Annotated in this window: 18 protein-coding genes and 2 pseudogenes; 8 read left to right on the forward strand and 12 right to left on the reverse strand. The window is 65.9% G+C overall.

What is annotated here, in order from left to right:
* Positions 1-4: 4 nt before the first annotated feature.
* Complete coding sequence (locus tag ACWDAG_RS35695) at positions 5-475, forward strand: hypothetical protein (protein WP_450699698.1); 471 nt, start codon at positions 5-7, stop codon at positions 473-475.
* Positions 472-753: a hypothetical protein gene (locus ACWDAG_RS35700; RefSeq protein ID WP_450699699.1), complete on the forward strand. Its 282-nt coding sequence runs from the start codon at positions 472-474 to the stop codon at positions 751-753. Before ACWDAG_RS35695 ends, ACWDAG_RS35700 begins: the two co-directional genes overlap by 4 nt.
* A 47-nt stretch (positions 754-800) precedes the next feature.
* On the opposite strand, the gene ACWDAG_RS35705 is transcribed toward ACWDAG_RS35700, so the two are convergent.
* The gene (locus tag ACWDAG_RS35705; RefSeq protein WP_450699700.1) at positions 801-1,286 is read right to left on the reverse strand and encodes a hypothetical protein; all 486 of its coding nucleotides are present in this window, start codon (positions 1,284-1,286) and stop codon (positions 801-803) included.
* Positions 1,283-1,609, reverse strand: coding sequence for a plasmid mobilization protein (locus ACWDAG_RS35710; protein ID WP_450699701.1), 327 nt, complete (start codon positions 1,607-1,609; stop codon positions 1,283-1,285). Before ACWDAG_RS35710 ends, ACWDAG_RS35705 begins: the two co-directional genes overlap by 4 nt.
* A gap of 130 nt (positions 1,610-1,739) precedes the next feature.
* Between ACWDAG_RS35710 and ACWDAG_RS35715 the strand changes: the two are divergent.
* The 4 genes and pseudogenes from ACWDAG_RS35715 to ACWDAG_RS35730 form a co-directional block, all read left to right on the forward strand.
* Positions 1,740-1,949 (forward strand): annotated as a pseudogene (locus tag ACWDAG_RS35715) (IS5/IS1182 family transposase); the annotation flags it as partial.
* 723 nt (positions 1,950-2,672) lie between these two features.
* Positions 2,673-4,271: a peptidoglycan-binding protein gene (locus ACWDAG_RS35720; protein WP_450699702.1), complete on the forward strand. Its 1,599-nt coding sequence runs from the start codon at positions 2,673-2,675 to the stop codon at positions 4,269-4,271.
* Positions 4,272-4,280: 9 nt separating this feature from the next.
* A complete protein-coding gene (locus ACWDAG_RS35725) occupies positions 4,281-4,754 on the forward strand; it encodes a protease inhibitor I42 family protein (protein ID WP_450699703.1) in 474 nt (157 codons plus the stop codon).
* The gene (locus tag ACWDAG_RS35730; RefSeq protein ID WP_450699704.1) at positions 4,751-5,164 is read left to right on the forward strand and encodes a hypothetical protein; all 414 of its coding nucleotides are present in this window, start codon (positions 4,751-4,753) and stop codon (positions 5,162-5,164) included. Before ACWDAG_RS35725 ends, ACWDAG_RS35730 begins: the two co-directional genes overlap by 4 nt.
* Before the next feature lie 175 nt (positions 5,165-5,339).
* On the opposite strand, the gene ACWDAG_RS35735 is transcribed toward ACWDAG_RS35730, so the two are convergent.
* On the reverse strand, positions 5,340-6,101 hold the full coding sequence (locus ACWDAG_RS35735; protein WP_450699705.1) for a hypothetical protein: 762 nt from the start codon (positions 6,099-6,101) through the stop codon (positions 5,340-5,342).
* A gap of 487 nt (positions 6,102-6,588) precedes the next feature.
* Positions 6,589-6,927, reverse strand: coding sequence for a hypothetical protein (locus ACWDAG_RS35740; protein ID WP_450699706.1), 339 nt, complete (start codon positions 6,925-6,927; stop codon positions 6,589-6,591).
* Positions 6,928-7,005: 78 nt separating this feature from the next.
* Here ACWDAG_RS35740 and ACWDAG_RS35745 point away from each other — a divergent pair, with 78 nt between their 5' ends.
* On the forward strand, positions 7,006-7,266 hold the full coding sequence (locus ACWDAG_RS35745) for a hypothetical protein (RefSeq protein WP_450699707.1): 261 nt from the start codon (positions 7,006-7,008) through the stop codon (positions 7,264-7,266).
* A gap of 204 nt (positions 7,267-7,470) precedes the next feature.
* Here ACWDAG_RS35745 and ACWDAG_RS35750 read toward each other — a convergent pair whose 3' ends face one another.
* From ACWDAG_RS35750 to ACWDAG_RS35785, 8 genes and pseudogenes are all read right to left on the reverse strand, one after another.
* Positions 7,471-8,997: an outer membrane protein assembly factor BamB family protein gene (locus ACWDAG_RS35750; RefSeq protein WP_450699708.1), complete on the reverse strand. Its 1,527-nt coding sequence runs from the start codon at positions 8,995-8,997 to the stop codon at positions 7,471-7,473.
* 68 nt (positions 8,998-9,065) lie between these two features.
* Entirely contained in the window at positions 9,066-10,544 is a 1,479-nt protein-coding gene (locus ACWDAG_RS35755) for a hypothetical protein (RefSeq protein WP_450699709.1), read from the reverse strand.
* Between the two features lie 342 nt (positions 10,545-10,886).
* Positions 10,887-12,197 carry a YrhB domain-containing protein gene (locus ACWDAG_RS35760; RefSeq protein WP_450699710.1) on the reverse strand — a complete coding sequence of 437 codons (1,311 nt, stop codon included), beginning with the start codon at positions 12,195-12,197 and terminating at the stop codon, positions 10,887-10,889.
* A gap of 4 nt (positions 12,198-12,201) precedes the next feature.
* Positions 12,202-12,498, reverse strand: coding sequence for a YrhB domain-containing protein (locus ACWDAG_RS35765; RefSeq protein ID WP_450699711.1), 297 nt, complete (start codon positions 12,496-12,498; stop codon positions 12,202-12,204).
* A gap of 122 nt (positions 12,499-12,620) precedes the next feature.
* Positions 12,621-13,082 carry an SUKH-3 domain-containing protein gene (locus ACWDAG_RS35770; RefSeq protein WP_450699712.1) on the reverse strand — a complete coding sequence of 154 codons (462 nt, stop codon included), beginning with the start codon at positions 13,080-13,082 and terminating at the stop codon, positions 12,621-12,623.
* Positions 13,079-16,957, reverse strand: coding sequence for a DUF6531 domain-containing protein (locus ACWDAG_RS35775; RefSeq protein WP_450699713.1), 3,879 nt, complete (start codon positions 16,955-16,957; stop codon positions 13,079-13,081). The genes ACWDAG_RS35770 and ACWDAG_RS35775 overlap by 4 nt, the downstream gene beginning before the upstream one ends.
* The gene (locus tag ACWDAG_RS35780; RefSeq protein WP_450699714.1) at positions 16,954-17,682 is read right to left on the reverse strand and encodes a WXG100-like domain-containing protein; all 729 of its coding nucleotides are present in this window, start codon (positions 17,680-17,682) and stop codon (positions 16,954-16,956) included. Before ACWDAG_RS35780 ends, ACWDAG_RS35775 begins: the two co-directional genes overlap by 4 nt.
* 316 nt (positions 17,683-17,998) lie before the next feature.
* Positions 17,999-19,130 (reverse strand): annotated as a pseudogene (locus ACWDAG_RS35785) (IS630 family transposase).
* A gap of 69 nt (positions 19,131-19,199) precedes the next feature.
* Between ACWDAG_RS35785 and ACWDAG_RS35790 the strand changes: the two are divergent.
* A complete protein-coding gene (locus ACWDAG_RS35790; protein ID WP_450699715.1) occupies positions 19,200-19,700 on the forward strand; it encodes an SMI1/KNR4 family protein in 501 nt (166 codons plus the stop codon).
* The last annotated feature ends 32 nt before the right edge of the window (positions 19,701-19,732 follow it).

A 19,732-nucleotide genomic window follows, 5' to 3' on the forward strand; every position in this document is an offset into this window, starting at 1 on the left:
GGGCGTGCACCTTCCCAACGCCGCCAGCCTGATCCAGCACTGCCTGGACGCCAGCGGCACGGACGTCGAGGTCGACCCGCAGACCCTGATGGACCAGGTCCCGGCCTTCCAGAAGGACGTCGACCAGACCCTGCACACGGATGTACACGGCCGCCCGAACGGCCCCTTCACCAGCGAGCGGCAGAGCACGGCTCCCAATCCCAAGGACGGCCACAGCAACATGGGCTGGTACTACGCGCTCAACCACTTCCGGTACCGGCTGACGGGCTACGTCCACAACGGCGAGGTCACCTACCGCGTCGAGGTCCAGAGGCGCTACGACTGGGGCATCCCGAGCGAGCATCGCAGCGACGTCGGCGGAGGCGGAGGCGGAGTGAACCTGGAACAGGCCGACATCGCCCACCTCAACACCGTAGGTTTGGCACAGGACTTCAACGTCTACGGCACCTCCGACGAGATCACGTCCTGCGCATGACCGGTCAGCATGCCCCCAACAGCGGCACTCGCCGAGCCCGAGAGCAGGACCGGGACCGCCACCAGGACGGGGGCCGGACAGCTGAGCAGGACCCTGGCCGCCGCCGGGCGACGAAATGGGTGCTGCGGATCATTCTGGTGCTGGTGGGGCTCGTCCCCGTCCTCCTCACCTTCATCCTCATCCGCGGCTTCATCGACTTCGACCACGCCGTCCGCCACCCCGAGGACGGCTTCTCGGACTGGCAGTGCACCGCCGAATCGGGGACCTGCGGGCCCTGAGCCCCACGCCCGCGAGGCCCCCGTACCATGCGCCGCCTTGCGCCCCGTCAGACCGATTCGACGTGAACGTCGCCGGGGTTCAGCACGTCGAGATACGCCTCGATGTCCTCCGGGTCGCTGGTGAAAATCACCGCACTGCCATGCTTCACGGCGGACAGCGCCACCCAGGCGTCCACCGCATCAAGGTTCTTCTTGGCGGGAAGTTTCGCTTGCCCCAGAGCCGTGCCGATGCGTCGCCAGTCAGTGACATCGAGGCCGGTGGCACAGGCGATGCACTCCGGCCGGCCGGCCTTCGTCTCACGCAGGGGCGGTTCCGATGTGCGTGCCTGTGGCACGGTGCAATCCTTCAGGATGCCGGCCAACGCATGGACGACGCTTGGTCGCGGGCGCCACACCTCGGCCACGACGGGACCGAGGACCAGTGCCCGATGAGGCGTGGCCCTGAGGCCGCTGTGAAGGGCCACGGCTTTCGCTTTACGGTCCGCCAGGGCGATCAGCATTCCGGTGTCGTAGACCGGAATCCGCACGGTCACGCGACCTGTCCGGGGCGAGCCGCTTCGCGGTCTTCCCTGTAGACGAGGTTGAGTGCGGCTTGCACGTCCCGCCGCTCCTGCTCGGTCAACTCCGGCACAGCGTCGTCGTGTTCGTCCGTAAGGGCGTCTGCCTCCGCTTCAGCCCGGGCAATAAGGGCGTCGACCTCGGAGAACCGCTCCTCTATGGCCTCTGTTTCCGCCATCTGCCGTGTCGCGGCGTGCACCAGGTACGCCGATACGTCCAGCCCCGCCCTCTCGGCGTGCTGCCTGATGCGTTCGGCCTGCTCCTGGTCGAGGCTGATACTGATGCGGGTCTTGGCCATGAAGAGAGTGTATGACGCGTATTACGCACTGCCAAGTGAAGACATATGAGCGCTCCCGAAGAAGTGGGCCTCCGGACCCATCACCTTGATCGAAACCACCCCTGACCAGGGGAATCGACCGGTCGTCGCTGACAAGATGCCGGAGCTTCTGCGGTTCGGCCACTCCTACCAGGCGATCGCTGACACGACCTGGTCGGCCGCCACGATCCGCGACCGTCGCGAAGAGTGGATCAGGCTCGGCGCCTTCGCCGAACTCGGACAGATCGCGCTGGAGCACTACGACCGCGCTGTCGGCCTCATCCTGGAACAGATCGCCGTCGACGGCTCCGTCACCAAAGCCCTGTCCGCGGCGATGTTTTTGGCGTCCACCGGTCGAGGACTGACGCCACGTGCTCATGACACAAGATCAGGTATCATCGCTGGTCAGCAGGCCTGGACCGCCGCGGGGGTGTTCGGCCGTTCAGATCAGGGGGCGGGGAGCATGTCCGGTGCGAGCTCGGACGGCTACAGGATCCAGTCGAGCGGCATGGACGGCGAGGCCGGAAAGCTCGACCGGGCAGGCACCGATGTCGGCGCCATACGCAAGGCCGTGGAAGACCACATGTGCTACACACCGGACGCTCTCGGCGGCTCCGACTCCGGTCCCGCGTACGACAACTTCGCGGCCGCCTGGCAGGCCGAGGCGAAGACACTGGAAGCCGCGCTGCACGAACTCGCGGACAAGGTCAGCATCTCCCAGCAGAAGTACCAGAGCGCCGACCACGAAACCATCCTCGCGCTGCACTCCGCGGGCGCGAACGACGGCCTGACGACCATGCCCGCCGCTGCCCACCCGGGGACGACCACGGGTCTTACCCCGGGCGCGCGCCCCGCCACCCTCGGTGAGCCACCCATCGGCACCCAGCCCACCCCGGGAGGACCTCCGCCGAGCCTCTCCGACTTCGACTGACGGACCGGCACACGCCACACAGTTCGACACACCGGCGACCGCGCGCACCGGACCGACGTGTGTGCTTCCACCTGACACCTGACACCTGAGCAAGGACAGCGGGGCTCTCACCACATGGCTGACGCAGGCGAGTCCACCACCGACCGCAAGGAAGAGATCGACCGTTTCACGGGAGACCTCGCGGCGGCCGACAGCAAGAACGAGGTCCTGGCGGCCATCGGCAACCTCCTCGGTGTCTCCGCGCCGGTCGGCTCCCCGAGCACCCTGGACGCGATCGCCCAGCGCTACAAGAGCCAGGCCGACGATGCCGCCGACGTACAAGACAGGGTCGAGAAGGTCGCCGCGACAGGACTTCCGTCGGTGTGGGTGGGCAGCACCGGCGCCAAGGCGGCCGAGGTGGTGGCGGCGGCCGGCCGTTCCGCCGAGCAGATGGCCGAGGCGTTCCGTAAGGCGTCGAAGGCCCTCTACGACCTCTCGGACGCCCTCACCTCCGCCCAGTCCAAGGACGGCGACGGCCGCGAGCAGCTGCGGAAGGCCCGCACGATGCTCGGCGGCGACGACGGCTTCTTCGACGACATGGTCGAGACGGACGACGAGGAAGCCGACCGCAAGCGAGCCCAGGACATCGCGGGGACTGGGGCCAACCTGCTCTACGCCGCGGCGCAGGAGGCGGACGACGCGGCTCGGACGGCGGCACGGGAGCTCAACAAGTACGCGGCCGAGGCCCGTGCCGGGCACATGCACACCGACAACATCTCCGCCGCCGACCGCCTCGTCCTCGCCGACGTCGGCGTGTTCGGGGGCCCGCAGGAGCAGAACGAACTCCTCACCGCCGACGACCTCGAACGGTCCGGCCGTTTCATGGAGAAGATGAACGCGCAGGACGAGGCCCGCTTCGAGCGGATGCTCGCGGATGCCAAGACGCCGCAGGAGCGGGCGTATCTGGTCAAGGCGCTGGCTGCGGGCTACGACGTGGACCAGGTCGACCAGTTCCGCGACAAGATCCACGGCAAGGACCCGTACTGGCTTCAGCAGCACCTCAGCCCGATCGTCACGGCCGACGACAGCAAGGTGGACGAGGGGCTCAACCCGGACGGGTCGAACCGCAACACCGACTACCAGTGGTTCGGCGACGAGAAGTGGTCCCAGGAGGGCAACACCTGTGTGCCGTCGAGCACCGTGACCGCCCGCGCCATGGTCGATCCCCTCTACGCCCTGGAGTTGACCGGCGGACCGTCCGGGCAGGAGAACGACCCCGACGCCTTCCGCCACCGTCTCCACGACGAACAGCTGCGCCTGCACGAGGAAGGCGACGGCGACTACCTGCACTGGTGGTCCGATGTCCCGGACGGAATGGACAGCGACGGGCAGAACGAGATCGCCAACGACGAGATCAGCCCGCACACCGGCAGCAAGTACGAGTACCAGCAGATTCGCGGCGCGGACGAGCGCCGTGACGTGCTGCCGGACATCGAGAAATCCGTCGCCGAGGGCAAACCCGTCCCATTCGAAGTGGAGGGGCACGACAAGGACGGCCGGGTCGGACACCAGATGATGGTGATCGGCCAGGAGGGCGACATGCTGCAGATCTACAACCCGTGGGGCCAGACGACCTGGGTCAGCGAGGACGACTTCGTCAACGGCCACATGGACAAGGCCTCCGACTCCCGCATGCCCGACGCGTACGCCGTCCACCTGCCCGCCGACCGATAAGTGAGCGTCATGACCAGCGCCCTGCGCCGACTCGCCCTCCCCGCCCTGCTGATGACCGTGCTCGCGGGCTGCGGCAGCACCGGGCCGGACACCTACGAGCTGGGCGAGAAGCACATAGAGGTGGATGAGGGGAAGGAGTTCACGCTGTCCGTCCCGGTCGACACCGCGATGGGGGAATGGTGGTACCTGACATCGCCGAAGCCCGACGCCGACGTCGTCCGGCGGACGGACAAGCGGGAGGAGATCAAGGCCGATGACGAGGCCGTCGGCAGCGGGAGCGGAACGGACTTCTTCGGCTTCAAGGCCGTCGGTCCGGGCACGACGAAGATCCGGCTCATCCAGTGCCCGCGCGGTGCCTGCGCCGGCGGCGGCGATGCCGGCGGTCCCGTCACCCCGTCCCCGGTCCCGAGCGGCAGCCCCGCTCTCCCAAAGGAGGAGCGAGCCACCATCCACACCTACACCGTCACCGTGAGGAAGCCATGACCTCCGCGCCGCAGAGCTCGCCCCCCGGCCGGACCGACGACGAGCTGGCGCAGTCGGACATCCCGGCGATGCTGCGGTACGGCCTCTCCTTCGCCGGCCCGCACCGCACCGCCCTCTTCGGCGACGGCGCGGTCGGCGCCGCCGTCCTGCTGGACCGGCTCGGCATCCAGCCGCGGGCGGTGGCCTTCGTCGCCAAGGTGGTACGCAGCGGGGGCGTCCGGTACGCGGCCGAGCTGCGCGAGCCGGTGCCGGGCGACGAGGCGGCGTCCACGGTGCGTGCGTGGCTGGAGTCCGCGGCCACCACCGCCGACGGGATCGACGGCGACGAGCAGACCGCCCGCTGGCTGGAGACCGTCGCCGAACTGCTCGGCCTCCGGCGCGCCCACCGCTCTCGGGTAGCCGGGGAGTGAGTGGCGGGTCTCCGGATCACCGGAGCAATTGATCACCGGAGCAACTCAGCGAGTTCGTCCAGCAGGGCGGTCACGTGGCCTGCGCCACGAAAAGATTCGGCCCGGCGGGCAACTACGCCCGCCGGGCCGTCGACTACGTAACCGGGGAAACTGAGGAAACCGGAGGAACCGGGGATTACTCCTTCGGCGCCTCTTCGACCGACCCGGAGGGCGCCTGCGCCCCTACCGCCTTGCCGAAGTCGGAGTGCACCACGTCCGGCATGTCCTCACGGGTGCTGTCCTGCTTGAAGAGGTACGGCTTGCCCGTGGTCGCCACGTACCACGTGACCGACTGCCCCTTCGCCGTCATGATCACCGGTACCGCCTGCTGCCCGTCCACCGTGGTGACCTTCCCCTTGGTCACCTTGTTGCCGGCGTCGAGCGTGTCAGGGGCGGTGAACTGCTCCTGATGGCACCAGCTGGCGAAGCCCTTCATCAGCGGGTGGCTCGGCGTCCCGTGAAGCCACTTGTCGGCAGAGAGCGTGTTGGCGCCGAGTTCGGAGTTGAACTCCTTGACCATCGCCGAATCCGGCTTGGCCCAGACGTCGTTGCCCTTGCGGATGATCTGGAAGGCGCCCTTCGACATCTTGACGGTACCGACGCATTCCGTGGCGGAGAGCAGCAGATCGGTCGTGGCGTCTGTGCGCGTCATCTGCTCCCGGAAGGAGCCGGCGCCGGCGTTGGCCTTGTGGCCCTTGTCGTAGATCTCCTTGGCGGTGAGCTTCTCGACGCCGTTCGGCTCGGCGGCAGGACTGGCCTCTGCGGTCCTGGAGGGCGTGGAGCCACCGGACCCCACGGCATCGGTGTCGCCGCTGTTGCAGGCCGCGAGCGACACCATCGCCGCGGCGCAGGCGAGGGCGGCGGCAGTGCGCCGGACGGACAGGACAGGCGTGTGCATGAAAACCCCGTGATTATTGACTGCGTGCAAACGTGCTTGATCATCTAAGCAAAGGCCTGGTCAACGACTCCAACCAAGCCGCACGTCACGGGACTTGTCGGCCGAATCCCCTCCAGGCCTTCACATCTCGACCCCAATGGGCGGGCGTACTACGCCGACGCCGACGCCGACGCCGACGACCACGCCCTGGACGTCCGGTGTCACGCAGGGGCCCGGGGGGAGGCTCAGTGGTCGTCGACAGGCCGGTGCACAGGGCGTGGCAGCGGCTGACGCGAGTCGTCAAGCGTCGCGAGGAGAATCCGACTTCATCAGCCGCGAGAAGCCAGAAGCCATGTCGGCTCTTCTCGACCGGCCCAAATGCCCTTCACCGCAACGCAAAACAACCCCAAAGCGCATATGGCAACCCCCGTTGCTATTACTCACTCATGAGTTCGAGGCGCAGAGACCAACCGATGCTCTCGACGCGGGAACAAGTCCCGACTGGCAGTCAGGCGCTCACGTGGTTCCGGAACTTGCGCACCAGCTTCACGACGCCCCAGACAATGAGGCCACCGAAGAGGAACAGGACGATGAACGCCTGCCACAGAGGCATCTTCCCCTTCCCCGAGTACGAACTCCCGTGGTTGCCGCGGTAGGAGTAACCACCGCTCGACCTCCGGTAGCCACCGTGGCTCTTGCCCCTGCCACCGCCACTCTTGCCGATGCCGACACTGCTCCGCGTCGCCGACAGCGAGGCGTACGCGACGGAGTCACGCACCGGCGCCGCCTGAGCCGGAGCGGGTGCGGACCCGAACAGGACGCCGATCAGGAAGAGTACGGTCGCCAAACGCATAAGAGATCCCCGTGATGATGAGCAGGCTGGAAGTGGAGTCACGCCAGGGCGTGCAACGTTGCACCCTAGGGCATGGCCAGTGAGGCTTCGGCCGCGCACCACTTCCGGACACCCCGCGCACATGTCGGAGCGCTGCCCGGTCTCGAATTCCTACCACTCGACTTCGCCGGCACGGCAACGGTCGAACAGGTGGTGGCAGCCGGTCTGGAATGGGCCTACGGCCACGCCGTCCACGCCGCGATCGCCGGTGCTGTCGAGGGGCGGGTGCTGACCGCCACGCCCGAGGCCTACAACGGTACGGGAGTGTGGGCGGTCGATATCGGCAAGCCCTGAGCCACCGGGTCCCGAGCCACAATCACGACCTCAGTTCCGCCTCCCCCAGCTGTGGCCGAGGTGCGGTCCGAGAGCGCCCGGGCAGACGATGGGACACGCTGAACGACGCCGGGACGTCCGGTATCCCGCTGTCACCGCCTGGATCGCCATGGCGCGCGGTGGTGAGGCAGACGATCGTGGTCTGCCTCACCACCGAGTCCGTGCCTACGAGGCGGTCGTGGGCAATGCCACGAGGGCGTAGGAATCGCTTTCAATGCTGCCGCCGACCGAGCTGAGGTAGAGCACGCCGTTGTGCCAGAACGGCCTTTCCATGCCCATGTGCGTCTCCACTTCTTCCGGATACTCGACGACCGTCGTCATCGCGCCGTCCTTGGGATTGAACTCCACCAGCTTCGGCTTATTGGCGCCGTCGGTGACGTACGCCAACAGACGCTTGCTACCTGTGTCCCTGAGCGGAAGGTATTCAATTGTGTTGGAAGCCGGCGCCTTCCACAGTTCCTTTCCACTGTCCAGGTCGTAGGCAACCAGCGTCTTCAATTCTCCCTTGGTGCTCCCTTGCTTGGCCGTCCCCATCAGGAGGATGTTCCCGACGCCTGCGACCTGACCCATCGGGCTACCGTCCTCCTCAGGGAGGACGAAGTACTTGTTCGTCATCCCCTGGAACGTGCCGCGTCGCTCACCGGTCTTCTCATCGAGCGCGAACGCGCCCTTCGCGTCTCCGCTGATCACGAGAGGGGAAGTGGAAATCGCAATGTCCGCTTCACCCTCGCCAAATCGCTTCGTCCACTCCGCTTTGCCGGTGGCCGGGTCCACGAGCGATGCCTCGGTCCACGGCTTCCCGGTGAGAGCGTCTGCCTTGATGCACGATGTCGTACGGATCAGGTTCTTGCCGCCGGTGTACGTGCCGGTGCCGCAGTCACTCGGCACGACCTTCTTCACGTCCCAGGCCTTGGTGCCGTCAGTCGCCTTCAACGCCACCTGCTCCCTGTCGGTGGTGATCACGAGTGTCTCGCCCGTACGAGCCACCGCCAGCTTGGTGCCGGAGTTGAACTCGTCCTTCACCTTGAAGCCCTGGTGCCACAATTCCTTGCCGGAGTTGAGGTCGTACGCCGCCACGTGGTCGCACTTGCCGTGGGCTCCTCCCGCACCCGAGGCACCATAAGCAACGACGCCGATCCCGCCATCGGAGACGGAGGGGGCGACGCAGGCCTGGTTACCCGCGCCGGGCAGGGGCGTGGCCCACAGCCGCTTTCCGGTGTTCCGGTCGTAGGCCTTCACACCATCGGAGAGGGTCTGGACCACAGCCTTGTCGGTGAACCAGGTGCCGTCCACCTCCTGAGCGCTCAACGTCCAATTCGCGTTCGTCGGCACGCTCCACAGCGGCTCAGTGGCGGAGTTCGCCAACACGTACCACGCGGCACCTCCGGCCCCACCGAGCACGACGAGTGCGACAACGAGCAGCACGATCAGCCCGGTCTTCTTCTTCCGCGGCCGCGCAGACGGAACAGGCGCTCCGGGGTATTGCTGTGGATGACCGTAACCGGGCTGGGGAGCCATCGGATACTGCGGGGGCACCGACGACTGTTGGGGATAGCCGTAACCGGGCTGCCCCGCTGGACTGGCGGACGGCTGCTGTGGGTAGGCGTAACCGGGCTGTCCCGGCTGTGTCGCCGGTGGCTGTTGCGGATAGCCGTATCCCTGCGGCGGCTGGTAGCCCTGCTGGGGCGGCATGGGGGGCTGCTGCGGTGGAGGGGGCTGCTGCCCGTAGGGACCGGAACCCGGCACAGGCCCGTTGGCGCTCATCGGATGTTGCTCCTGACGTACTGGGCCCACGCGGTCTGGAATTCGCTCTCGTTCATGCCAACTGCCTTCTGCAACTGCTGGTCGAGGTTCGTCGGATGCCTGTAGTGGTCCACGACAAACTCGAAGAGGGCTTCCTCGCCGCCCTTCTCCGCGATGAATCGATTGGCCAGATAGCTCAGGCCGTAGTTCGCACTGACCGAGTTGTACGCCGACGAGAAGTCCTGGCCGGGCAGTGAGCCATCGAACTCCTCCCCCGCCAGGTCAGCACGCACCTGCTGGTCACCCAGAGTCGGGTCGAACCGATAGGAGACGTACTCTGCAAATCCCTCGACAACCCACGCCCGGATGCTCGTCTTCTCGTCATCGCCGTAGGCACCAGGGTCCTGCGGCTGAACAAGAGCGTGCGCGATTTCATGGCGGGAGATCTCTCCGACGCCTCTGGGCCAGGCGGAGGAAGTGAACTGGCCCGCGGACGTGTCCATCTTGATGCGCGCGCCGCCGTATTCGAGCTGATCCTTGTCGCTGCTGCCGTTGTTGAAGGCGGGCATGGGCACGCTTTGCCCAGCATCCCACCCCACGTCAGATCCGTTGTTGTTGTACAGCCTCGAGTACGTCTTACGGTTCGGCTCGAGTACGACCAGGAAGCCCTCAGGGGTGTTGGGAACCGACGACGTCTTCGATCCCCACAGCGCGATGTCCTTCTCAGCGCTCTGCTCGATGATGGGCGCGAAACGGCCGGCGTCAGCGGCGTTCTTCCTGGCCGAGATCGTGATGGTGTGCGCCTGCCGCTTGACGTACATGTCGTCGTAGAGGTCCCAGGGAGCCGGATAGTAGACCGCGTTGGCCAAGGCGCTCGCGCCCGGCGATCCCCCCACCTCACTGATGCGCGGCGCGGCCGAGTCGGACTCCTTCTCGATTGTCCACCGATACCACTCGGATACCGGTCGAACGTCAACGCCCTTGATCTGATGGACGAAGGCGACATCCAGCGCGAGCTTCACATCGGAGCCGTACTCATCCGAACCGTCGCCGGTCTGCTGGAGCACCATGTACTTGCTCTCCGCGAAGGGAACCTTCCGCAGATTCTCGAAGATCTTGCGCTGCTTGTCCTTTGCCGCACCGACGAACGGCTTCAGGAACTCGTCTTCGTCCCCGCTCTTCAAGGCATTCGTGCGGCCGTTGAGCAATGTGTCGATCTCGTCCGGGCTCAAAATCTGCTGTGCCTCGTCGCCGCCGTCCTGGGCGCCGGGCAGCGAGCCACCGCCAACAGCCTTGTAGAGAGCCAGGCCACCGACTGCGAAGACGGCCACCACAGCCAGGACCAGCAGACCTATGACGACGCGCTTCAGGCCCTTGCCCTCGCCGGAGTTGTCAGGCGGTGGCGGCGGTGGCGGATACCACCCATGCTGCTGGACCGGTGCCCCGTACGGGCCGGCGTTTCCCGGCCCGCCCGGTGGCGGCGTCGAATAGGACATGGCTACCTCTCATGCGGTCATTCGGATGAGGGGCACGATGCGGTCCGGCCACACGTGTCAGAGGCCCGGGTGACTCACCCGGGCCTCAATGGGCGATGCGTACAGGCTTATTGAGCGGCAGTCGCACTGCCCGGCTCACCCTCCCCATAGGTCACACAACACCCTATGACCTTCACTTACGCGGTTCTTACGGCTGGCATGGGGCTCCAGTGGAGAAACTGTGATCATAAGCCGCAAGGAGCCGCCCCGAAGGTATCGGCACCCCCCTTCGGACCACGCAAGCAGGTCGGCTGAGCTCGCGCCGGTTCGACCGCGGGCTCCAGTCCTCTTCGGCACCGGCCCTCAGCGGTAGCGGAGGACGTGGAGAGAGCGCACTCCCGTGTTGTCCGGTGAGGCAGGGGCATCACGCGCGGCATCGATCAACACAAGGCCCCGGGGAGTGTGGGCAGCAACGACAAGCAATCCGACAGACTCACGGCCCCGGCGGTCAGTGCGACGGACCCAGACCACGGCGCGAGTTCCCTCAGGCCAGGTAGCCAGTTCGGCCAGGACCGTTGCCCATTCCGTGTGGTCCGTGACGGAGACCACGGCCCCCAGTCGGCCCATTGTCTCCGGCATCCACTTCACCGGCCCCGGTTTCGGTGGCAGTTCGAGGCCCTCGCCGCCCGGCTCAGTACCACCGTCCCAGCGCGCGAGCCAGCCCCATGGATCGGTGTTGGGCAGCCCGAACGGCTCACCCTCGTCCTTGGGTACGACCAGGGCAGCGTCCAGCATGGCGTCGGCTGGACGTCCGTGGGCAAGGAACGCCTTGCTGTTACAGGCGAACAGCCACCCGCGCGCAAGTTCGTCAGCGGGCGAGGGCTCGACCAGGGCAACCTCACCCCTGTATACGTCCAGCAGCCATTCCTCCGCCTTCCCGATCGCCGACGTGAGGTCAGGGGCCTGACGGTGCCAGGCAGATGCCCCCGGCCCGGCTTCGTTGCCGCCGACACCACCCGCGAAGCGGGCCAGGGTCAGTTGACGGACCCCGGTGGGCTCGAGACGCGCCAGCCGACCCGCCTGTGGATCGAGAAGCACCACCTGGCCATCCTGGTTGTGTGCGTAGACCAGGTGTCCTGTCGCCTCGACACCGTAGGCTTCACGGCGGATCCACACCGCCCCGCGGGTACCCGGACCCGGTTCCTGCACCGCGGTGATCACTTCGTTCCAGTCCGCACAGGCCGACACCTCGGCGGCGGGGAAGTGCCAGTGGATCATACGGTCCCACCAGCCGGGTGCCTCATGGAACGGCATCCAGGGCAAGGGCGTGGCCCTGGCGCCGTCCAAGGCGGCGTTTGCGGCCAACAGACAACCCCGTGCGTTGGTGCGAAGGGCCTGTGCAGCGGGGTCGCGCGGCCCTGGGGCACGGTCGAAGGCCTCCAAATCCCCCCAGGGATCGTCGGTGGCAGGGTGGAATGGGAGGCTGCCGGACTTGGGCACCGCGAGCAGCGAGGTCAGCATGGGGGTGTCGGGGTAGCCGGGCACTGGCCGCGCACGGCAACCGAAGATCCATGCCTGAGGCCTCTCGGCAACCGGGCCGGAGCCGGATAGCTCCACCATTCCGCGATAGGTCCGCCGCAACCAGTCCTCGGCCAGCGATGTTGGATCGTTCATGGGCTCAGAATGGCTTCCTGGGCCGCTGCCCCGTGGCCAGCCACGTCTTCGACTGCTCAGTGGTGTAGGCGGAGGGGGGAAATCCCACGAACGACCCGTCCTTGAAGACGACGACCATGCGCACCATAGGCGCCTGGGTGATATCCCCGGTGTCGAGGTGTTCCTGACTGTCGAATCGCACCGCCCACGCCATGTCGTGCTCGACCGAGAGCTCTGGTTGCATCACGATGGTCGGCGGACCGCCTCCGTAGATTTCCCGCAGGTGGACACGGGCCACCTCGACGGCTTCATCTCTCGTCATTCTCAGAAGCCGATCACTCTTTCCGCAGGTCTCAATGCTTCAAGGGAACTACTTGTAGGGCAGGTAACCAACTTCGGTCTTCGGTGACGTTCACCTCAAGGCCGCCGAGTGGCCGGACCGTTTCAGAAGAACGTCTTGTCCCAGTTATCAGTAGCGAGGGCACGAATCGCGTTCTCGAAGCCGTTGGCGATCCTCTGGAAACCGGCGTCGCCAGCGAACAAGATGTCGCCGTTCTCCGCGAGCAGCACGCACTCCTCGGTGTCAAACGCCGTACCGACCAGCGCGACAGGCTGACCCAGGCGCTTGGAGAAGATACACACGTTCCTGGGCGTAGCGTGTGTAGACTCCAGCGTCCTCTCCACCGACGTCGTAAGCTCCACTTCGGAATCCCGAAAACGCCAGGTCACAGTGAGTTCGCCAAATTTCTCCAGGAACTCCTGGAGTTGGGCGGTGACTTCGTATCCGTCCTCGATGTACCGCTGAAAAGCGTCGTCGATGTCCAGTGGGTGGACTTCGAATTTGGCGATTCCCGACAGGGAGTCTCGGATCTCCTGGATCACCGGTCGCTCAGGCGTCTCGTTCATCCCGTTATAACCTCTCCTCCAAAGCCGGGGACCCAGGTCCTGCAGTTCTCACACATTTTGAACTTCTTGCCCTTGCTGTTGACGGTCACAAGGTCGATGTTCTTTGGATCGGCTCCGTCTTTGATCGCGTTGGTGAACATCCTCGGCTCGGCACATACCCCTGGTGGACGACCGGATGGGTGCTGAGATTCCTCTGGCATCGCGTCGGTCACAGCCTTCTCGTGACCCGTCGCAGGCCCGCTGTCTCCGTAGTAGATCTTACCGGTGGTCCGGTCCCGGCCCACGGCGTAGGCACCCGGAGCCTGTTCGTCCTCGCCAAGGCTGTCCGCGACGTGCTGGACCCGCTTCTTGCCCAGGTCCATCAGCTGCTTCTTGAGGTCGTCGCTCTCGTCGGGCATGAGGCCGAGCGGGTCGCACCAGGTGTACGGGTTGTGGACGTAGGTGTCGGGGTTGGGAGCGGGGCTGAGACCGAGTGGGTCCGGGGTGGTGTAGCGGGCAGTCTGGGGATCGTAATAGCGATTGAGGTTGTAGTGGAGGCCAGTCTCGGGGTCGAAGTACTGACCCGGGAAACGCAGCGGCGTGTAGGTGGTGTTGCCGTTCGCCCAGGTGGTGTTGCCCCAAAGGGTCGGGATGGCCCGCCAGGCGATGGCGTCGGTGGTCGTGTCGACGAGTTCGGTCGGGGTGCCGACGAGGTCGGTGACGATCGCGAAGAACCGGCGATCGATCTGCTCCTGCGAGGTGTCGGCCGTCGCCGAGCCAGTGGTCGCTGAGGTTGTAATGGTCTCGGTCTGCGCGAGCGGGTGAAGGCCTCGATGGTCCCAGCTCATGGTGTATGGGCCGGGGAGGTGTGGAGCGTAGGTCGTCTGTTCGGCGAGGTTCGAGCCGTCCCATGTGAAGTCGGTGCGCTCCTCGACGGTGATGCCGTCCTCGGCCAGGCGTTGCTTGGCGATCCGGCGGCCGAAGGGGTCGTAGACGTAGCGCCAGCGTGTCCCATCAGGCGTGATCACGTGGGTGAGACGGTCCTCCACATCCCAGGTGTAGTGCCACGTGGCGGGCTTCTTCGACAAGCGGGCGATCTGGCGGAGTGTGGTACGGCCCGCGGCGTCGTACTCGTAGCGGACACGTCCTGCGGTGCTGAGTTGAGTACCGGTGTAGGTACGCGTGCCCACTGCCGACTTGGTGGCACCGGTTGCGGGCCAGTCTGCCTCGGTGAGGTTACCGGCCGGGTCGTAGGCGTAGTTCTCTGTCCAGGTGGCGGCGTGGACGGCGGTGACGCGCCCTGCGGCATCGAGGTCGAAGGTGCGGGAACCGCTGAGCTGGTCCTCGACTCCTGTGAGAGTGCCGTCGGCGCGGTACGTGTAGTCCCGGCGCTGCAGTACCGTCTGCTCGGAGCGGAGGATCTGACCGGTGAGGCGGTGCTCGGTGTCCCAGGTGCTGGCCAGCGTCAGGTGTTCGCCGATGATGCGCTCGTACTCTTGCCCGGCTGCGTCGTAGGCGAAGTCGACCCTCCCACCGGAGGTCGTCAGGGAAGTACGGCGGCCGACCTCGTTGTAGGCCCAGGCACTGGTGTGTCCGCTGGGGGTGGTGCGGCCGATGCGGCGCCCAAGGATGTCCAGGGTATGGGTGAGGGTGCGTCCGTTGACAGTCTCGGTAAGAAGGTTTCCCAGAACGTCGACGGTTCGGAGCACGTCGGCGTCGGGACTCGTGGCCCGGATCAGATGACCGGACAGGTCATAGGCGTAGCGGGTAACCGCTCCGTCCGCGTTCTTTGAGACCAGTTGGCCGAGAACGTCGTAGGAGTATTCGACCCGCTGGCCCAGAGGGTTGGTGCGCCCGATGATCTGGCCGGCAGCATCGAGTTCATAATTGACGCTCCGGCCGTTGAAATCGGTCTCCGATATGAGCCGTCCGGCAGCGTCGTAGGTGTAATTCCAGCTCTGCCCCATGGCGTTGGTGACGGCCACGAGCTGCATGTGAGCGTCGTAGGTGAAGGTGAGACGCGTGCCATCGGGAGCGGTACGGGCAGCGATGGTCTCGAAGGGTGTGTACTCGAAGCTGCTGACCTGACCGAGCCGGTCGGTATGGGTGAGGAGGTTGCCCTCGTCGTCGTAGGTCCAGGTCTCGGTGCTGTTGTCGGAGGCAGTGTACGAGGTTAGGTGGCCCTCGATGCTCCAGGTCAGCCGGGTTACGCCGCCCAGCTGGTCGGTAACGGCGGTGACGCGACCGAAGGCGTCGCGCTCGTACCGGCTGGTGGCACCGGACCGGTCGGTTATCTCGATGGGGAGGCCGGTCGGGTTGCACCGGACGAGGGTGGAGTGGCCGAGGGGATCGGTCACGGAGGCCAGGTGCCCGTGCTCGTCGTAGGTGTAGCGGGTGGTTGCGCCGGAGGGATCGGTGAGTGACGTACGACGATCGGACTCGTCGAAAGTCTGGTGCCAAGTCCGGCCGCCGGGACGGGTGATCAGGGTGGGCATGCCCGAATCACTGAAGTAGGCGGACGTGGACTGCTGGCCATCCGGACGGGTGACGGCGATGAGGTCGCCCACGTCGTCGTACTCGAAATGAGTGGTGCGCCCAAGGGGATCGGTTCGCGAAATCAGGCGGTCGTATTCGTCCCGTTCGAAGGACGTGGTGTTACCGAGCGGGTCGGTCTGCGAGACGATCTGGGCGTGCTCGTTGACCCCATACCGGGTGGTGTGACCGAGCGCGTTGGTCTCCGAGTGGACCTTGATACCGGTGACCGGGTCTGGATCGCCGTACTCAAACTGGAACCGGAGCGAGCCGTCAGTGCCACCCTCCTCGATGACCCGGCCGAACTCGTCGTAGGTGTAGAGATACTGGGTGCCGTTCCGGTCGGTCCAGGAAAGGATCCGGCCCTCAGCGTCGTTGGTGAAGCACAGAGGTCGACCCGAGGAGTTGTAGATCGACGTCAGGTGCCCGTCGGTGTAGCCGTAGCGCTTCACCAAGGCGTCTTCGCCGTCCTCGCCCGCGCCAACCAAATGAAGGGCGGTAATCCGGCCGGCTTCCACTGTGACCCGAAGGCGATAACCGCCGGAATGGTTCATACACAGCGGTGTACCGTCGGCGTCGTAGGTGAAGTCGACTCGGTGGTTGGACCGGTCGCGTATACAGGTGAGCAGGGCCGTCTCGCCGTCCGGCTGACGGCTGAATTCCCGGACCAGCCCCGTCGAGACGTCCGTCAGCGTGTAGTCGCCGGTCACAGCGTCCATGACGAGGTCAAGACGGACGCCTGCCGATGCCTGCGCGGGTTCGTCACCGGTTGGGTGCGGGTACGCCTGTGAGAATCGATCCGCGCTGAGATAGACCACGCCCTGGGCGTCTATCTCGAGCCGCTCGTCGAAGGTGCACACCCAACGGGGGCCCATCCAGCGCCCGGCCTGGTAACCGGACTCGAAGGATCGCTTGAACAACAGCGGCAGGGCACCCGGAAGCGATATGTCCATCTGTTCGATGAACATCCGCCCCGTCGCCATGTCGACCGGCTCACCGCCGGGGCAGACGGATTCCTGCGGCCGACCGGCCTCACGCGGATTGTCGACCTGCTGGCGGCCCCGGCCTCCAGTGCCAGACGTGCCTTCCTTCCCGCGAAGGCCGTCGGACGTGTGCGCGCGGCCTGGACCGCTGTCGCCGGAACTGGGCCTCCGGGGTGTCTCCTCGTGACTGCCCTTCTTGAAGATCTTCTCGAGCTCGGCGGCATGCTTGGCATCGTTCTCGCTGTGGTTGTCGGCTATCCGCCTCAGCCTCTTGCCAGTGTCGTGGTACAGGTTCTTGAACGCCTTGCCGGTATCTTCGCCGATGGTCTTGCCCAGCTTCTCGGCACCGTGCTCGAAGGCCTTGACGATCCGGTTGGTCACGCGAAGCTCACCCCCGCGAGCTTGGTCTTGAACACCTCGGCGTGAGTCGCCACTTTCTCGGCGTGACCGTGCAGGAGCTCAGTGCGCTTGTGCAGCGCCTTCGGATCGATCATGAACCCCGCACCCCCCGACCCGCCGCCGGCAGCCACCCCCAAAGCCACCTCGGCAGCTTTGAACACCAGGCCGCTCGCGGCCCGGCCGACGATCTCGACCAGCGGATTGATCGCCGCCTCGATGACCTGCGCGATGACGTACTGCTCAAGCTGCTGTTCCAGGTAGTCGACCAGCTTCTCCGCGGCTTCCACGATCGCCACCTCTGCAGCCTCCGCCAGTCCGAGTGTGGCCACCGCCGCGGCCTGGTCCGCCACGAACGATGCCGCCAGCACCACCAGCTCGGCGATGACCTCGACCTTCATCCCCACGATCACATCGGCTGCCACATCCAAAGCAGTGGCCACTGCATGGCAGGCATCCACCAGCTCGGTCACGTGACTGGACGACATATGGGCCCACTTCTCCAGCAGGGCCTCGTAGGACGCCCCCTGGTAGACATCCTCAAGCTGCTTGATCGTGGCGGTGGCCCCCTGATGCGTGTCATCCAGTTTGGAGGCGAACTCTCTGACATGACCGGCGAATTCGCGAACCTTGTCCTCGTTCACTTCGGGCCAGTTGATCCCGATGAACTGCAGGAACGACACAACCTCGCTCGGCAACTCGATTGCCACAGCGCCCCCTTGACCACTGCCACCTCGTCCGGCTCAGTTTATTCGAACAGCGATCACGAGTTCCCAGCTGGGAAGCCAAGTGTCGACCAAGTTGCAAGCCACCCTCGACGAGGAAGTGGCCGCACAGATCGTCTCCACGCAGCCGGGGGATTGACATCCCGGACGAGCATCGGGGGTGGGCCTACACGGTGCGCTTCGAGCAGCTCGGGCCCGGGCCGGAGGCGTCCTTTCTGAAGCGGCTGGCCACTGCGGAGTACGCGCGGCTCGCACTGGTCGACGACGAGCTGGTGGAGTACGACGACCGACTAGTGCCGCATCAGGCAACGTTCGCCCTGTTCACGACTCGCGAAGGCGCTCGTCTTCGGCATGCTTGTTCCGCCAGATGATGTAGCGGCGGATCATGCTGCCCTGCTCCTTATGGCTGGCGTGGTCGGTGCCGTCGAGGGTGAAGTAGCGCAGGGCCGTGAACTGGGCCTCGATCCGGTTCAGCCACGAGGAGTTAGTCGGGGTGTAGGCGATCTCGACGTTGTTCGCCTCGGCCCAGTCCGCCACCCGACGGCACCGCTTCGTGGTCAGGTGCGGCGAGTAATTGTCGCACACGATGGCGATGCGCACGTCGGCCGGGTGGAGACTGCGCAGGTAACGGCAGAACTCCAGGAACTTCGAGCGGTTCTTGGTCTTCTTGATGTGGCCGTAGAGCTGGTCTTTGCCCAGGTCGTAGGCCGCGAACAGGTGCTGGACCCCGTGCGGGCGGGTGTAGGTGGCCCGGCGGCGCGGCCTCGGCTCGCGATCGGGGTCCTTGCCCTTGCCGCCGCGCCCAGCCCACTGGCGTCCGGGGTGGGTTGCAGGTTGAGCGGGCCGAACTCGTCCATGCAGAAGATGACTTCGGGCTCGCCGTTCTCGGGGACGACCTCGCCGTCGGCGATGGCGTAGAGGTGCTCGACACGGGCCTTTTTCGCCTCGTAGTCGGGATCGTTCGAGGACTTCCAGGTCTTCACGCGTTGAAAGGAGACGCCCTCCTCGCGGAGCACAATGCGCAGGCCCTCGTGGCTGATGTCGTCGACCACCCCCTCGGCGACCAGGAAGTCGGCCAACTTGACCAAGCTCCAGGTCGAAAACGGCAGGCCGTGCTCGGCCGGCTTGGACTTGGCGATCTTCTTGATCTCGCGCCGCTCAGGCAACGAGAAGGTTCTGGGACGGCCGCCCTTGTACTTCGGATACAGCGAGTCGAAGCCGTCCTCGTTGAAGTTGTGGATCACGTCGCGGACCCGGTCCGCGCTGGTGAACGTCACCGCAGCGATCTTGTCCACCAGCATGCCCTGCGCGGAGAGCAGCACCATCTGTGCCCGCCGCCAGGTCACCACGGACCCGGTGCCCCGGCGAACGATCTGCAACAACCGCCGCCCCTCGTCGTCATCGATCTCCCGCACGCGCACACGTTCAGCCACGTGATCATTCTGGACGCCTGAGCCTCCTCCGGCGATCAACCGCAGCCCGTAGCTCCTACGATTCGAGTCATGGCTCGTTCTGACGATGTGCTGCCCGCGTTCTGGGACGCTGGCAGCAACTATGGGGTGCAGCAGCCGCTGACTGACCAGGCTGTGCGGGACGCCGAGCGACTGCTCGATGTCACGCTCCCAGCCTCGCTGATTGATCTGTTGTGCGTTCAGAACGGCGGCCAGGTGACAGGTGCTCGGAACGCTTTCCGGACAGACAGGCCGACCTCCTGGAGCGAGGACCACGTCCCGTTCGACCATGTGATGGGCATTGGCCACCGCGAAAGCACAGTCTCGTTGCTCGACAGTCCCTACCTGGTCGAGGAATGGGGTCTGCCCGCGCCTGTCGTGCTTCTCTCGGGCGACGGACCCTGCTGGATCGCGCTGGACTACCGGGCGTGCGGCCGACACGGGGAACCGTCAGTCGGATGGTTCGACGCTGACTTCAGCGTGGAGTTGGCCCTCGCCACGGACTTCGGATCCTTCGTCGAGGGCCTCACTTCCGCCAGCGACTTCGACTGAAGCGCCACCGCGAGACATTCGGCTGACCTCGC

It is taken from the genome of Streptomyces sp. NPDC001157 (assembly GCF_053598255.1).